Origin of the sequence: Paenibacillus sp. V4I3 (assembly GCF_030817215.1) — a bacterium.
Taxonomy (GTDB): domain Bacteria; phylum Bacillota; class Bacilli; order Paenibacillales; family NBRC-103111; genus Paenibacillus_E.
The window spans coordinates 6,431,984-6,448,799 of sequence record NZ_JAUSZA010000001.1 but is presented as its reverse complement, the minus strand read 5'-3'; the positions used below and the strand labels follow the sequence as shown (position 1 = coordinate 6,448,799).

Annotated in this window: 12 protein-coding genes; all 12 read left to right on the top strand. The window is 41.3% G+C overall.

Features of this window, described 5'->3' with window-relative positions; translation table 11 throughout:
* The first annotated feature begins 23 nt into the window (after positions 1 to 23).
* The 12 genes from QFZ77_RS29815 (at position 24) to QFZ77_RS29760 (ending at position 16,809) form a co-directional block, all read left to right on the top strand.
* Positions 24 to 1,622: a response regulator transcription factor gene (locus QFZ77_RS29815; protein WP_307445213.1), complete on the top strand. Its 1,599-nt coding sequence runs from the start codon at positions 24 to 26 to the stop codon at positions 1,620 to 1,622.
* A 1-nt stretch (position 1,623) separates the two neighbouring features.
* Positions 1,624 to 3,459, top strand: coding sequence for a sensor histidine kinase (locus QFZ77_RS29810; protein WP_307445210.1), 1,836 nt, complete (start codon positions 1,624 to 1,626; stop codon positions 3,457 to 3,459).
* A gap of 126 nt (positions 3,460 to 3,585) precedes the next feature.
* Positions 3,586 to 5,019, top strand: coding sequence for an ABC transporter substrate-binding protein (locus QFZ77_RS29805; protein ID WP_307445208.1), 1,434 nt, complete (start codon positions 3,586 to 3,588; stop codon positions 5,017 to 5,019).
* Between the two features lie 67 nt (positions 5,020 to 5,086).
* Complete coding sequence (locus tag QFZ77_RS29800) at positions 5,087 to 6,061, top strand: carbohydrate ABC transporter permease (RefSeq protein ID WP_307445205.1); 975 nt, start codon at positions 5,087 to 5,089, stop codon at positions 6,059 to 6,061.
* Positions 6,058 to 6,891, top strand: coding sequence for a carbohydrate ABC transporter permease (locus tag QFZ77_RS29795; protein WP_307445201.1), 834 nt, complete (start codon positions 6,058 to 6,060; stop codon positions 6,889 to 6,891). Before QFZ77_RS29800 ends, QFZ77_RS29795 begins: the two co-directional genes overlap by 4 nt.
* Positions 6,892 to 6,938: 47 nt before the next feature.
* Positions 6,939 to 8,909, top strand: a complete 1,971-nt coding sequence (locus QFZ77_RS29790) for a glycoside hydrolase family 127 protein (RefSeq protein ID WP_307445197.1) — start codon at positions 6,939 to 6,941, stop codon at positions 8,907 to 8,909.
* 272 nt (positions 8,910 to 9,181) lie between these two features.
* Positions 9,182 to 11,008, top strand: a complete 1,827-nt coding sequence (locus QFZ77_RS29785; protein ID WP_307445194.1) for a cache domain-containing sensor histidine kinase — start codon at positions 9,182 to 9,184, stop codon at positions 11,006 to 11,008.
* A 22-nt stretch (positions 11,009 to 11,030) separates the two neighbouring features.
* Complete coding sequence (locus QFZ77_RS29780; protein ID WP_307445191.1) at positions 11,031 to 12,659, top strand: response regulator; 1,629 nt, start codon at positions 11,031 to 11,033, stop codon at positions 12,657 to 12,659.
* A gap of 129 nt (positions 12,660 to 12,788) precedes the next feature.
* The gene (locus QFZ77_RS29775) at positions 12,789 to 14,159 is read left to right on the top strand and encodes an extracellular solute-binding protein (protein ID WP_307445188.1); all 1,371 of its coding nucleotides are present in this window, start codon (positions 12,789 to 12,791) and stop codon (positions 14,157 to 14,159) included.
* Positions 14,160 to 14,226: 67 nt separating this feature from the next.
* Positions 14,227 to 15,135: a carbohydrate ABC transporter permease gene (locus tag QFZ77_RS29770; RefSeq protein WP_307445185.1), complete on the top strand. Its 909-nt coding sequence runs from the start codon at positions 14,227 to 14,229 to the stop codon at positions 15,133 to 15,135.
* A gap of 21 nt (positions 15,136 to 15,156) precedes the next feature.
* Complete coding sequence (locus QFZ77_RS29765; RefSeq protein WP_307445182.1) at positions 15,157 to 16,473, top strand: carbohydrate ABC transporter permease; 1,317 nt, start codon at positions 15,157 to 15,159, stop codon at positions 16,471 to 16,473.
* Between the two features lie 129 nt (positions 16,474 to 16,602).
* Positions 16,603 to 16,809: an aspartyl-phosphate phosphatase Spo0E family protein gene (locus QFZ77_RS29760; RefSeq protein WP_307445180.1), complete on the top strand. Its 207-nt coding sequence runs from the start codon at positions 16,603 to 16,605 to the stop codon at positions 16,807 to 16,809.
* The last annotated feature ends 7 nt before the right edge of the window (positions 16,810 to 16,816 follow it).

Sequence of the window (16,816 nt, the reverse complement as noted above, 5' to 3'; positions counted from 1 at the left end):
TAAGAGAGAGGTGGCTTCTGTTTATGTATAAAATGCTCCTGGTAGATGATGAATCCAGACAATTAAAGGCATTGGCCAATATTGTCAGAGCTTTGCGTCCCGAATATAAGGTGTATGAGGCTCTTAACGGTAGATTAGCGCTTGATTTTATTCAGGACAACCCTATGGATGTCATTATGACGGATATTAGAATGCCTGAAATGGACGGCTTACAGCTAGTCGAGGCCCTATATGAGAATAAAAATCGCGCCAAAGTGATTTTGCTTACCGGCTATGGAGAATTTGAATATGCCCAAAAGGCGATACGTTTCGGTATTTTTGATTACATTGTGAAACCTTTTGGAAAATCAGGTCTTGAAAAGCTACTTTTGAAGATCGACCAAGTTCTTGAACTAGAGTATTCAGAGAATAAAAGAAGGGAAGATATGGCGCGGAAGTTAGACGAATCACTGCCTGTGTATCAAACCCATCTCTTAAATAAATGGATTCATGGTCAGTTAAACGAAGCTGAGTCGAAAGAATTGGAAAAAGCGGTTGGAACTGAGGGAACTGGTATCCTTTTGATTACGGAATTGGGAACAAGCAATCCTATAGAAGCGTCTAAAGAGCGAATCATGCATCAAATGAATATGGAGCTAAAGTCGCTTTTAAAGAGTCGTGGACATGTGATTTCATTCTTCCTGGATGGGCAAGAGAGTACCGTGGCTTTTGTTGTTTCAAGTAAGGAGGCGCGACTATTCCGTCCCAAAGAGTTGTTAGTCATTTTGGAAAACTGGATATCCAATTGTAAAGCGGAACACGGCATGAAAATAACGGTCGGAGTAGGGGCGGCATGGACCGAAATGATGGTGAGCGGTAAGAGTTGTTACGAACAAGCTCTTTCCGCGCTGCAGCGCAAGTTTTTTCTCGGTTCAGGTCAAGCGATTTTTTTTGAGGAAATGACGAGGGAGACATCGAAAGTTAATCCTTTGGCCGGACAAGAGGAAGAACTGTTGGCTGCTATAAAAAAGGGCGATAAGGATGCAATGAATAACAGCATAAATGCTCTTTTTGAACCTATTCCACATTTAACCCATTTGAATCCGGCGGAAATCAAAGAAGATGTCATTCGTTTAATCGTGTTTCAGTTAAAAGCGGCCAAACACTTCATTGGCGAGGAAGAGTATCACATGAGCCTGAGGGAAATTAGAATTCAGCTGGTTTCCTGTGAGGATTATAATGAGCTGCGTTATTGGACGAAAAAGATCCTGCTGAAGATGATCGATCTTTATCAAACGGCTGGGAAGGATAAAAATCGCATCATTGTTGAAAAGTGTATGACCTTTATTCAAGAACATTTCGCGGAAGAACTGTCTTTGGAGTTAATTGCGCAAATGTATCATTTTAACACCTCTTACTTTAGCAGTTTATTTAAAAACCACACCGGTACGAGTTTATCGGATTATGTGATCAAGGTCAGGATGGATAATGCGAAGCGATTACTAACCAATTCGGATCATAAAATTTCTGATATTGCCGTTAAAATCGGATACAAGGATTCGGCCTATTTCATTCGGCTGTTCAAAAGAGAACTAGGGATCTCACCTAATAAATTCAGGCATTTGACAGGAAAGGAATCCTAGTATGAAATCAAAAGCTAATCTCACATTCCCACAAAAGTTTGGGCTTAAAACTCAGCTGGTGGTGACTTATTTGCTGCTGATTACGATCCCTCTTAGTTTCTTCGGCTACCAATATTATTCGGTTAGTAAAAATGTCGTATCGGACATCGTACAGAAAAATGTGTATGAAATTGTCAAAAAAAATAATGAAATTATGGACACCAAGCTGTCGCAGGTGACGGATAATATTTTGTCATTTATGGTGGATAAGGATCTTTACAGTACTTTTTCCGAGATCAAGCCGGAGGAAGACTATCAGATTAATTTGTTGGATAAAAAAATATCGGTCATTATGGACAAATATTTCTCGCATTCCCCGGACATTTATTCCTCGCAATTAGCCACCAGTTACTATACATTTGGCCCAACCATGGCCTCGAACAATGGCGGCTACAAAAACTTTATTCCTTCAGGCGTATTGGAAAATACGCAGCTTTATCAGACTGCTATTAAGAGCGACGGTAGAATCGAATGGGTTCCGACTTATGAATTCTCCAGTATGTTCCACCTGGATTATATGAAAGATGCGAATGTCGAATACCGTCACATGTTTTCCGCTGTCGAGATGATCAATGGGTCCTATTTTGACGGTTTAAATTATCATACATTTCCCCCGAATATTGAAAAACCTGTGTTAATTGTTAATTACAAAGCAGATTTCTTTCAAAAAGCATTTACCGGGATTACCCCTGTTGATGGAAGTTACTTTTTTGTCGTGACGAAGGAAGGTGACATCGTATCCCATCAAGATCCAACCCAAATTAGCAAGAAAGCGGAATGGCCTTGGCTTCATGAAATCGTTGATAAAGGCAGCGGTACAGCAAACATTCAGATTGACGGCAAAAATAGGATCATTTGCTTTGATACCTCCAAAGTAACGGGGTGGACTTCCGCTGTGGTTATCCCACCTGATCAATTGTTAGGTAAAATCTTGGATACGATGAAGACTTATATCATTTACTCTGTCTTTATCTTATTGATCATTTCCTTTTTCACTTCTTATTTTATTACAGACCGTATTACCAAACCTATTCGCAACATGCTCAAAGCGATTAAGAAGACTGGGGAAGGCAACTTTGATGCTAGTATCAAGGAAGAAGGAAGCAGGGAACTTGCTGTATTAAGTAAAAAATATAATGAAATGAACGGAAAGATTCAGAGGTTGATTGAAGAAAATTATGAAAGCAAAATTAAAGAAAAAGAAGCTGAAATAACAGCTTTAAATCTTCAATTGGATCCTCATTTTATGTACAATACGCTCAATTTAATTAATTTAATTTCTGTAGAAAACGGACAGGATGAGGTTAGTGAAATGATTGTCAGTTTATCTACGATGCTGAAATATACCGTAAAATCTCAAAAGCCACTGGTTCCCTTTAAGGATGATTGGGAGTACCTCAAAAGTTATATTTACATTATGACAAAGAGATTTGAAGGAAAGTTTCATTTCGAATATGAGATGGATCCAGGATTGTTCGTATACGGGGTTCCTAAATTCTTTTTGCAGCCATTCGTAGAAAATGCGCTTGTGCATGCATTTGATTCCCAGCAGATGGAAGGGGTTATCAAGATTTCTTGCTGGATCGAAGATGTAAATAGATATTTTCGGATTGAAGATAATGGCAAAGGAATAGCGAAAGAAATGCTGGAACACCTGTTGGATGAGAAAAACGATTCAATTGGCATCCAAAATGTGAACAAAAGGATTCGCATCACGTATGGAGAAAACTATGGCCTTCATATTGAATCGGAAGAAGGGAAAGGCACAAAGGTCACCATTTGGCTTCCTCAGGATTAGAGTATTTAAGTGCTAATAATAGTGCAAGAAAACAATAATAATGTAATTTTTCGAGAGATCTGATCCCTTATAATTCAAATTGCAAGGAATGATAACGCTTTATAAACATGAGGAGGTCAGAGAAAAATGAGAAAAAATTTCGGGAAATTCCCCGTAATCGTGAGTACTATGATGATTTCAAGTTTGCTTTTAGCGGCTTGCAGCAGTAGTGGAGATAAATCCGCGACGACGACAAGCTCAAGCTCCGAAGCGACGAAAGCGCCGGCAACAACGGCAGCATCCAAAAAAGATCCGGTGAAATTGAAGTTTACCTATTGGGGCAGCCCCGATGAGAAAAAGGCGATCGAAAATGCAACGAAGAAATTTACTGAGAAGTATCCGTGGATTACTGTCGATACGATTCAAATCCCTAATGCGGACTATAATACAAAACTTACCGCAATGGCTGCTAGTAACGATATGCCAGATACAGGCTACATGACTGGGGATCTTGGTGATACTTGGTCAAAAGAGGGAAGATTCGTCAATCTGTTCGACATGCTGAAAAAAGACGGGGAAACGAAGAAGGAAGACTTCTTGGATTACGTTTGGTACAAGAACAGTCCGGATAATGCATGGGGGATCAGCACAGCCGGTGAAACCTTTGGCTTGTTTTACCGCAAGGATTTACTTGAAAAAGCCGGTGTCGGTGCTCCGCCTACCAAAGCAGAAAACGCTTGGACGTGGGATCAGTTTGTAGAAAATGCCAAAAAATTAACGATTGATAAAAACGGCAAAAATGCTGCGGATCCTGGCTTTGATCCCAAAAGCATTAAGCAATATGGCGTAACATTTGAAACATGGTCAGAACCATTAAATAACTTTATTTACAGCAATGGCGGCGATTGGATTTCTAAGGATGGAAAAACCTTCACCCTCAATCAACCAGAGAGTACGGAAGCCATCCAGAAGCTTGCTGATCTCATCAACGTGTATCATGTTGCACCGTCTCCGCTAGCAGCTAAATCCATGCCGGCCATGAATGTTGCTCTCCAATCAGGGATCGCAGCTATGGCAATCGGCGGCCAATGGATGAACTTGGATTTGGGAAATGCCAAGGTTAATTATGATATCGGTGTGCTTCCTAAGCTGAAAAAAGAGGTTGTCGTTGCATTAAGCGGCGCTACCGTTTTCTTCAAAGAGTCCAAACATCCGGATGAAGCATGGATGCTGTTTAAATGGATGTCCAATCCTGAGGGTGCCATCGAGCTATACAGTGGCGGTTTATGGATGCCTACAATGAAAAAGTGGTATACGGATCCTGCTTTAGTAGCGAAATGGGTGGATGCGAATCCAGCCGCTCATCCGCCCGGATTTAAGGATGCCATGATGAATAATTTACTGAAAAATGGCGTAGCGGGTGTCACCTATTATTTAAAAAATCAAGCGAAAATTATAGCTACCGTCAGTTCTTCACTGGATGAAGTTTGGTTAGGTAAGAAAAATGCTGTAGATGCTTTGAACGCGGTTGCGCCGAAAGTACAACCCGAAATCCAAGGCAGATACGATGTGAAAGAATAGAACCATAAGCAGAAAGCCAGGGCTAATGCCTGGCTTTCTGTCAAATATGGAGAAGGAGGAAGCGAAGTTGGAATCTACCATTAGCTTGAGTACAGATTTGACAACCAAAAAACAGCGCAGCAAACGAAGGAAGAATCTCTATATGGGCTTACTATTCACATCGCCCGTATTGCTTGGATATGCTATTTTCATTGCTGTACCACTAGTATTAACATTCATCCTAAGCTTTACGAATTATTCCATTGGCGCACAGTCTACGAAATTTATCGGATTGTCTAATTTCACAGATATGTTTACGGGCAAGGATGTTTTCTTTTATCCGGCGATGAAAGCAACTGCGTATTATGTGTTTGTCAGTGTCCCGCTGGGGATTATTGTTGCCTTTCTTGCCGCCGTATTATTGAATCAGAAGATTAAAGCACGCGGCTTTTTTAGAGGAGTGTTTTATCTACCTGTCATTATTCCGATTGCTTCTTCCGGCATTATCTGGATGTGGATGCTGCAGCCCGATTTCGGTGTTATCAACTATTTGTTAGGACTCGTCGGTCTGCCTCCGTATAGTTGGCTTGCATCGGATACGTCGGTTATGCCGACACTCATTCTATTTAGCTTATGGACTTGCGGCAGCACGATTGTGATATTTCTAGCGGGCTTGCAATCCATTCCCTCCCATTTATATGAGGCGCTTGAAGTCGATGGCGGAAACGCGTGGCATAAACTTATCTATATCACAATACCGGTTAGCTCGCCTATTATTTTCTTTAACACGGTCATTGGTTTTATAAACGGGCTTCAGACGTTCGTACAACCTGCTGTTATGACAGGCGGATCAGGAAGCAGCGGGGTAAGTGCAGGCGGTCCCAATAATGCCAGCTTACTGTATGTCCTTTACATTTTCCAAAATAGCTTTAAGTTCTCGAAGATGGGAGCGGCTAGTGCTTCCGCCGTCATTCTATTCATCATCTCCATCCTTTTTACCGTTCTTATTTTCAAATTCTCAAAATCATGGATTCATTATGAAGGAGATGGTAAAGCAAAATGAAAACCCAAAAAACCATCGGTACATTCATAGTTTATCTTTTGCTAATACTGGGTTCTATTTTTTGCTTATTTCCCTTCTATTGGATGATAAGAACCTCGCTTGTCGGTACCGACGAAATCTTTCAGGTCGTGCCGTCCATCATTCCACATGCGATGAAGTGGGAAAATTATAAGAATGCCTTGACAGCGCAGCCGTTTGGAACGTTTTTTATGAACACGGCCTTCGTTACAATCTCGAATATTGTCGGTGTTTTACTGACCAGTTCTCTTTGTGCCTATGGATTTTCAAGGTTGGATTGGCCGGGGCGGGATAAAGTATTCGGCTTCTTGATGACCGCACTTATGCTTCCGTTTGCTGTGGTTATGATTCCACACTTTATTGGCTGGAGCTATCTGGGCTTAACGAATACCTATGCACCTCTTATTGTGCCTGCTTTTTTCGGCGGAGGCTTGTTTAATATTTTTCTACTGCGGCAGTTTTTCATGTCGATTCCCAAGGAATTGGATGAGGCTGCTTATATGGATGGAGCCAACCATCTGAAGGTATACTCACGAATCATCGTTCCATTAAGCAAACAAGCGATGATCGTCGTTGGACTTTTTACATTTCTTAATAACTGGAACGATTATTTAGCACCCGTGCTCTATATTTCTGCAGAGAAGAAATATACGCTGATGCTTGGTTTAACTTTGTTCCAAGGGCAATACTCAGCTCAATGGAATATTATGATGGCTGCTGTAGCTATTGTCGTGCTGCCTTCATTAATTATTTTCCTCTTTGCTCAGAGGTATTTTATAGAAGGTATTGCGATGACTGGAGTGAAAGGCTAAATATTTTGCCCAACAAACTTAGAGTAAATGAAGGAGCAGGAGAGAAAATGGAGAGTAGAAAACTTACACAGGCATTGCCTTTAAAAAACGTACGCATTAAGGACGCGTTCTGGTCTGAATATATCCGATTGGTGAGAGACGTCGTTGTGCCTTATCAATGGGAAGCATTAAACGACCGGGTACCAGATGCAGAGCCCAGCCATGCCATTCGCAATTTTAAGATCGCAGCAGGGGATGTGGAAGGTGAGTTTTATGGCATGGTTTTTCAAGACAGCGATGTGGCCAAATGGTTGGAGGCTGTTGGCTATTTGCTTGAAACAGAAGCAGATTCGGAATTGGAACGGGTAGCGGATGACGTGATTGATCTTATAGCAAGGGCACAGCAGCAGGACGGATATTTAAATACGTATTACACGGTGAAAGAACCCGACCGGAGATGGACGAATTTAGCAGAGTGCCATGAGTTATACAGTGCCGGACATATGATTGAAGCCGCTGTTGCTTATTACCGGGCAACAGGGAAGCGTAAAATATTGGAAGTTGCATGTGGGATTGCAGATAACATTGATGCTGTGTTCGGGGATGAAGCAGGCAAGTTAAAGGGATATGACGGGCATCAGGAGATTGAGCTGGCGCTTGTTAAGCTGTACCATGTCACAGGGCAGGAAAGATATCTGCAGCTGAGCAAGTATTTTCTTGATGAAAGAGGGCAGCAGCCCCCTCATTTTTACGATGTGGAATGGGAAAAGAGAGGCAAAACGCATCATTGGCCAGATACGATGATGGTTGAGGAGAAGGACTACAGTCAAGCTCACTTGCCTGTACGCGAACAGGGCAAAGCAGATGGGCACGCTGTACGCCTCGTATATATGTGTGCGGGCATGGCTGATGTTGCTGCCGAGACAGGTGATCGCGAACTGCTTGAAGCTTGCCAAAAATTATGGAAAAATATCGTCTCCAGACGAATGTATATAACAGGCGGGATCGGCTCCATGGCTCGTGGAGAAGCCTTCTCCCTAGATTACGATCTGCCTAACGATACGGTATATGCGGAAACATGCGCTTCCATCGGACTCATTTTTTTCGCGCAAAGAATGCTGCAATTAGAACCGAAAAGCGAGTATGCGGATACGATGGAACGCGCCTTATACAATACAGTAATTAGCGGTATGTCACGTGATGGCAAACACTTCTTCTATGTGAATCCGCTCGAGGTATACCCCGATGCATGCGGGATAAATAAGAATTATGATCACGTTAAGCCTGTTCGTCAAGGATGGTACGGCTGTGCTTGTTGTCCGCCGAATGTTGCCAGGTTGTTGGCATCTCTTGGACAATATATTTACACAGTTCACGACAAAACTGTTTATACCCATTTATATGTGGGAGGGCAGGCGGATTTGGAGATCGGAGGAAAGTCTATTCAATTAGAACAGCAAACCAATTATCCTTGGGATGGTGCGGTTCGATTCGAATTAACCATGGATGAAGCCGCCCAATTTACATTGGCGCTGCGCATCCCTGATTGGTGTGACGGGGCAAGTGTACAAATAAATGGAGACGCGTACGCCATTGAAGCTCAAGTTGCAGATGGGTATGCCCTGCTAAATAGGATATGGCAACGTGGCGATGTGGTAGAACTGACCCTTAATATGCCGATTCATCGCATGAAAGGACATCCTCTGGTTAGACAAACTGCTGGTAAGGTAGCCTTGCAGAGGGGGCCTTTGGTTTATTGCTTGGAGGAGGCGGATAATGGGAAACAGCTGCATCAATTGGTGCTTCCAAAGATTAGCTCTTTAGAAGTAGAGGCTAATTATGAGCTTTTGGGAGGGGCAGAGGTTAAAGTGATCAAAACGGCTGCCAAACGAATGAATATCAAGGAATGGGCGGACGAGCTCTACAAGCCTGCGAGTGATATCCGGAATGAAACCGCGAACTTGACCTTTATTCCCTATTTCGCATGGGCAAACAGAGGTATAGGTGAGATGACAGTTTGGGTGAGAGATTCGGAATAATTATCAATATTGTTCCAAAGGAAAGTAATTAATAATCATGATGATAAAAAAATATCAGAAGATATGATTGAAATACCGTCAAAGTTTTGACGGTATTTTTTTTATTGACACGAACCTTTATGTTAGTGGGATCAATGGTTTTATTATTTCTTTATAAGTTGATGATCTTTTGTTTTTTCAAAAAACATCCATTCTCGGCATATAGAACAAGATTTACTCTTATGATAGTATGGTAAGAAAATGTCGAACATTGACGAAATGGAGGCGTCTTCTTGAATATTTTTAAAAAATGGGTTTTTACTCCAATCGATTATGTGAAACGATCTTTTTACAGGAAAATGCTGCTGTCTTTCTTCACAATCATCATTATTACCGTATTAAGCCTAGGGATCAATTTCTATGTTCAAACCTCTGCGGATATAAAGAAAAACGCGATATCCAATATGGAACGACTGGTAGACCAATCCGTTCAAACGATGGAATCCCACATGGATTACACGAATAAAGAAACATGGAATCTCTTTAGGGATATGGATTTGCAGTCACTCATGAAAGATTATTCCAAGTACCCGGAGAAAATGAGCTATTTTACGTTTAGAATAATGGACCTTGCAAACAATAATCCATTCATCGATGCCATCGTCGTCCGAGATTCGAATGGTTTAAGCAAACTGTCAGCCGGAGCCTTCCGTTATTTTACAAACCCTGGCCAATTGGCCTCTTTTGAAAAAGAATTAGACAGACTGAGTAAAATAGCGGTTCAAAACGATGGTAAAGGGGCATGGGTTCTTTCCAACACTTATGACCCGAAAAATCAACCTTATCGAACAATAGCTTATACACAAGCGCTCAAGGATGTATTTGGGGATTTCCAACCTATTATCGGGATGCTGACGATACAATTTTCGAATGAAAAGCTGCAGGAGTGGATAAAATCCCTTAAATCGAATGATCAAGCCGATTTTTATCTAATCAATAAGAAGGATGGAACGATCGTGCTTGGCCCTGATCGAGCATCCGCCGGAAAACCGTTTCTTAATGAACAGAACTTTTCTGAATTCGAAAAAACGCGTCCCGAACCTTATTTTTTTATTAATGAAGATAACAGTCAAACATTGATTGTTTACAAGAGCTTTATGAATTCAGACTGGATGTTGGTTGGTAAAGTTCCTGTGAACGTGCTCCTTGCTCAAGTCAATTCTGTTGCCAAAAGGACGATTCTGATTGGCCTCAGCGCTTTGCTCAGTACGATGCTGTTTGCCAGTTTTCTTTCCTCGCGGGTTCTCATTCCGATAAAGCGCTTAAGAAAAGGGATGAAGCAGATCGAGACAGGTAATTATAATATCTCTGTACCTGTTGAAACTAGAGATGAGATCGGTTACTTTTGCCAAAGCTTTAATCAAATGACCCATAGAATCAATCATCTGGTTGTACAAGTGTATGAAACGGAGCTGCTGAAAAAGGATGCTGAAATTAAAGCACTGCAATCACAAATGAATCCGCACTTTTTGTATAATACGCTTGGCACGATTGAGAGCTTGGCACCCGTTCAAGGTGAGGGCCAGATGATTAGTGTCATGTGCCGATCTCTTGCCCAAATGCTTCGTTATAATATCAATGGAGCAAGCTTCTCTACACTAGGAGAAGAAATTGAGCAGCTTGAAGTCTATTTATCGATTCAGAAAATTCGTTATGAAACCCGGCTTGAATATAACATTATTGTCGATCCTGAACTCATGGAGATGAGAATACCAAAGCTCTTATTTCAGCCCATTGTGGAGAATAGCATTATCCATGGCATAGAGCGTTCGCGAAAAGGCGGGACGATTCAAATTGAAGCGGTATCAATTGATGAGCAGGATGCCATGATTAAGGTGACGGATAATGGGGGCGGTATGGATCCGGATAAACTCAAAGCTTTACAGCTTAGGTTAAATACTTGGTCAGCATCCAGCTATTCGTCGAACAATCAACAGACATCGATTGGTATGGTTAATGTTCATGCCCGATTAAAACTATTGTACGGTGAACAATATGGCGTAGCCATTGAAAGTGTTTTTGGCGAAGGCACGCAAGTCACCATCCGATTAATGAAATAAAGGATTGAAGGAGCGAGTTCGTATGAACTTTAAAGTACTGGTTTTAGATGATGAGCCCAAACAACGAAAAGGGATCATTGCGAAAATGAACATATCGGGATTACCTATTACCATTGTAGGTGAAGCTGGTGATGGCATAGAAGGACTTGAGTTGGCCCTCCGCGTGCAGCCTGATATTGTGATTACAGATATTCGGATGCCCGGAATGGACGGATTAGATTTTATAGAACGGGCCAAAGAGCTCAATCCTGAAATCGTATTTGTTATTATTAGCGGATATAGTGATTTTGATTTTGCCAAACGGGCGATTAAGTACGGCGTATCCGACTATTTGTTGAAACCTATTGATGAGGCGGAGCTGCGCAGCAATTTAGCAAACATCATATTGAAAATTGAAGAGACGCGGAAATCCCGATTAGAAATGGAAAAGTTGAAGCAAGATAAAGAGATGAATCTGGAAAGTCTTCGCCAACAATTATTAACGAGAATGGTTCAAGAACCCAAACAGTCGGCTTCCTCGCAAGAAAGCATAACGACTGTATCTGATCTTATAGAGAGATTTCCCTACATTTTGGCCATCGTACTTGTGTTAGAGCCCTACCAGCTTCCACATTATTCATTTCGTACGGGCGATGAAGATCTCATCCGGTTCGCCATCGAAAATATGATGTCGGATCAAATGAAATTGGCGGGTAGAGACGGAGTTATATTTCAACACGCTATTCACCAGAATGAGATGGTTTATATTTTGGGAGTCGAGAATCTAAATGAAAATACCGCGGTAAAAGAATGGCTAACAGGCGTTCTATTTGGAGTGAATCATTACATGCGTCTGGAAGTGACGATCGCTATTGGCAGTATTGTCGATAGCCTGGATAAGATGCAGAAATCATACCAGTTAGCCAAATTGTCACTTCGTAATAAAATCATTAGCGGCACCAATAAAATTTATGATTATGGCTGGATTCAGAGCCATTCGAACTCGAGAGAACAATTCATGAAAGAGAAAGATGAAGAACTGCTGTTTAGTCTTCTTAATGAAGGGAATGAAACGGCATTACATCGATGGATTGCGCATCGCATTCAGAGCCTTGTGGACTTCCCGACAGCTACTTATTCTCAGCTAGAATGGTTCTGCGCAGATATGTATCTTCTCTTAAGGAAATATCTATTGGAGAAAACAGAGGATACCAAGTTGGTTATTGGGGAAATGGACGATCTGCATTATTGGCTGCAAAATCTGACGGGTTGGCGTGAAGCTGTCCAACAAATCCAAAGTCAAGTTACCAATATCATCCATTTCTTAAACAAAGATCATCCTGTTAAGGATGTCATGGATGAGATTAAGCAGTATCTTGTTATGAATTTACATGAAAACATATCCCTGCAGTCCATTGCAGATCGTTTCTTTATTCACCCTACTTATTTCTCTAAGCGGTTTATAGACAAGTATGGCCAAGGCTATTCTGATTTTCTGACCCAGCAACGGATGGAAAAGGCGGCTGAATGGTTACGGGAAACGAATATGAAGGTTCAGGAAATAGCGGAGATGGTCGGCTTTGAGGGCGCGGCCTATTTTAGCAGTGTTTTTAAAAAATCGCACGGCTTATCACCGAAAGAATACAGGCAAAATCATCGACAAACAATGTAAGAAGGGTGTAAAAAATTTAATACTTTCATTGAATTATTTGTAGAATAACCTTGAATTATTGGATTCTAACCCTCTTCCGTTCATCTTATAATGAAAACGTAATCAAGAATATCTCAGGGGGATTGAAAAATGAAGAAACAACTTAACGTAATTGCAGTCGCTCTCTCTTCTGTACTTTTGCTTAGTGCATGTGGCGGCAAAACAGCCACAACAAGCCCTAGCAGCAGCCCTGCCAGCACGCAAGCAGCTACATCAGCCAAACCGGTAGAAATTACCGTATGGGATAAGCCAGCTGCTGATGATCCTGTAAAGCCGTATCTTGAGAAACAGTTTGCAGCGTTTGATGCGAAATTTCCGAACATCAAAGTAAAGCATGAAGAGCTTGCAACAGGAGGTAAGGATCGCGAGCAATATTTGACAGCAATGGCAGGCGGGCAAGGACCAGATGCAACACCGAATAATCCTTACCCTGATATGGAAAAATATATTAAGCAAGGTTTTGCATTAGATATTACTGATCGATGGAATAGTTATGCGGATAAGGGGAACTACATTCCTTCTTCCATGGTAGCTGGAACAAGGGATGGAAAGGTCTATGGCGTTCCTAAAGATATGTATGTAACACCTTTGGTCTATAATAAAAAGCTCTTTAAAGAAGCCGGTCTTGATCCTGCCAAGCCACCTGCGACTTGGGATGAATTTGTTGATGCGGCAAAGAAATTAACAGACCCAAGCAAAGGTCAGATTGGCTATGATATTTTGGGAATGGATTGGGCAGATTGGTTTTTTGAATATTATGTTTGGCAAGCCGGCGGGGATCTCACCAAGAAAAATGATGACGGAACAGCTACGTTGACATTCACTTCAGATCCTGCAGTAACTGCGCTGCAATTCTATAAAGACTTAAAATGGAAGCATAAAGTCGTGCAGAAAAACGTTGTACAATCACTGGACGACAATAACAAGGATTTCTATACAGGACATACGGGAATGACCGTAGGCTGGGTGGATTGGTTTACTGCTAAAGGCATGGATATTAAAGATATCGGCGCTATGCCGTTTCCTGCTGGCCCATCTGGTAAATCGCCTTCGCAAGTCGGAGGTTCGTATTGGACAATTAATGCGAAAAGTACGAAAGAGAAGCAGGATGCAGCTTGGACCTATATTACATTCATGTCATCAAAGAGCTTCTACGATGGTAGATTGAATTATATCAAAGAAATTGGCCAATTCCCTAACTTGCTTAATTTCCGTTCAGATCTGGACACCTCAAAGATTTATGAGGGTATCCCTGTTGATATTGTTGATAACATTAAGAAGGCCGCTTCAGATACACATCTAGAGTATTTCTTAAAGGACCGTCTCAGTAAGTATGTCGTTGGCGCGATTCAAAAAGTGCTGCTTGATCAAAATGCAGATCCAAAAGCCGAGCTTCAAAAGCAACAAGACTTGGCTCAAAAAGAAGTGATAGACAAGTACAATGCTGAAGTGAAAAAATAAATAGAGACCGTAGAAATCGGGATTCCCATATGGGAATCCCGATAACTACCTAAAGAGGGTGAGTGGAATGGAAACAAGAGTAGAGACTGGATTGCAAAGTGTCACAATGAAACGCCGCATGAGTATTAGCTGGATGCCAATTATCTTTTTAATTCCTTCGCTTGTTAGTTTTGTCTTATTTAAATATTATCCGTTGTTTAAAATGATCTATATCAGTTTTTTTGACTATGAAATTGGAAATCCTCCCGGAAAGTTTGTGGGCTTAGATAACTATTCTGAATTTTTGAATTCAGCTTCCTTCTGGCATTCGATAGAGATTACTTTTATTTTCGCATTGCTGTATTTGCTCATGACATTCTGGGTTCCTATCGTTCAGGCATTGCTTCTTAGTGAAATTCATCACGGGAATATGTTCATTCGCTTCCTTTATCAGCTCCCCTCCGCTGTTCCTGTGGTCGTTAATGTTCTGATTTGGCGATTGATGTATAATCCTGACCACGGAATGTTGAATTATTACCTTGGGAAGATAGGTTTAGGTCCTTACCTCTGGTTAAACGATTTGGATGTGACGAAGTTCGCAGTCGTCCTCCCTTCGCTTATAGCAAGCCAAGGCATAGCCATTCTTTTATATTATTCTGCGATACGCTCAGTCTCAACGGATATTCTCGAAGCTGCTAAAATGGACGGGGCGGGTCCATGGAGACGCATGTTAACGATGATTTTACCAAATATGAAGTTCATTATTTTTATTCAATTGATTAGTTTTATGACAGGGATCCTGTTGACCTTTGATAACATTTATGTGATGACTCAAGGGGGACCCGCCGACAGTACAACGGTTGTATCGATGTTTGTTTTCAATACGGCTTTTCAACAACTTCGCTTTGGAGCCTCGGGGGCTATATCGGTATTCTTATTTCTACTGATTGGCTTGATCACCTTTATACAACTCAAATTTTCCAAAGATTCTGATTGATAGAGAGAGGAGTGGAGAGCGATGATCCGTAATACCATTAAAGAAAAAGGCCAACGGTCGATTAAAATTATTGCTTATAGCATTACCTTTTTATTTATTGTGCTATCCCTTGTTCCACTTGTTTGGATGCTCGCTTCTTCATTGAAGGACGAGTCGTCTATCTTGGCATATCCGCCAAAGTGGCTGCCTGCCATACCCCATTCGGTTCAGGTTGAGGTCGATTACTCAGGTCAGGAACTGAAGGATGCCCAGTTTTACGAAAAAGATGCGATGAAAGCGACTTGGTACCCATGGGCATCGAATATTCGCGATTCAATCGGGGAAGTTGTAGTCAAAGGGATAAAGGATGGAAAGTTGATTTATTCCGCGAATACAACGGGATCTTCCTTCCATTATGGAAGAAATCTTGTTGTTCCAACGACCCTTTTTAACGATAATCTGATGAATGTCAAATTACCAATCATCCATGAGAAAAAGTTATCTTCATTCCAATGGCTTGGTGATAGTGGCGGTATCGAAAAGGGTAGTGGGAATTCACAGGAGCTTGTTTCAACTCATTTTCGAGATTTTTATGCAAATTCGAAGTTTGTGAGCGGCAAGGTGTTGAGTATTGAGGAAAAACCTAGATTTTGGAGCATATTCGATAGTTATTTGGTTCTCAACAAGGTTACCAAAGCAGCATCCAATGATGGATATGGAATCAGTCATTATTTTCTCAATAGTTTGATCGTTACATTTGTCACCATTGTTTCTCAATTATTGTTTGGTGGCTTGGCTGGATATGCGCTTTCGTTTTTGATAAAGAATAAAAAGCTTCAGCTGGGGCTAGTGATGTTTTTTCTGGCAACACTTATGATTCCTGATATCGCGCTTTTGATTCCGCTTTATTTAACGATGAATCAATTGCATTTGGTAGACACATTATGGGCAATCATTTTACCTCATACCGCTTGGGGTATCGTTATTTTCTTGTTCAAAGGTTTTTTTGATCAATTGCCTCGAGAGCTGATCCAAGCCGCAAGAGTAGATGGCGCCTCTGAATTCAGGACTTTTTACCAAATTGTGATTCCGATGTCCGTGCCGATCTTTACCGTTGTTTCGGTATTGACATTTTTACCCGTATGGAATGAGTTCTTGTGGCCGTTGGTCGTGGCAAGATCATCCGCAAACTGGACCTTAACGGTAGCATTAAACAATTTGCAAAATCAAGCAAGTATAGTCTCGGAGAACATGCTCATGGCTAGCGGTGTAATTAGTATGATTCCTTTATTAATCGTGTTCATAACCTGCCAGAAACTTATTGAAAAAGGTGCATCTTTTACCGGTGTAAAAGGTTAAACACATTTGTCAGGCTCGACGGCTATTGTCGAACGAGCCTGCAAAAACTAAAAGAGCAGATCGGGGAGATGATCAAACGCATTTGTTTAGATGATAAGGAAAATATCAGAACTATCAGAAATGGAGATAATGATGAAGATATTGGAATATCAAATCGAGCAATTACGCTCTTATTTGGTGGGCCGGGCCATGATTGCAGACTGTATGACAGACGAAAGACTTGTTCAATTAAGTCAATTACTTGATAGATATATTGTTGAATATCAGAAGTTGGGCAAGAAGATCGGAATGGGGGATCATACGGCTTTAGACGAAGGCTGCAAATCATCGAGATGAGGGGTAC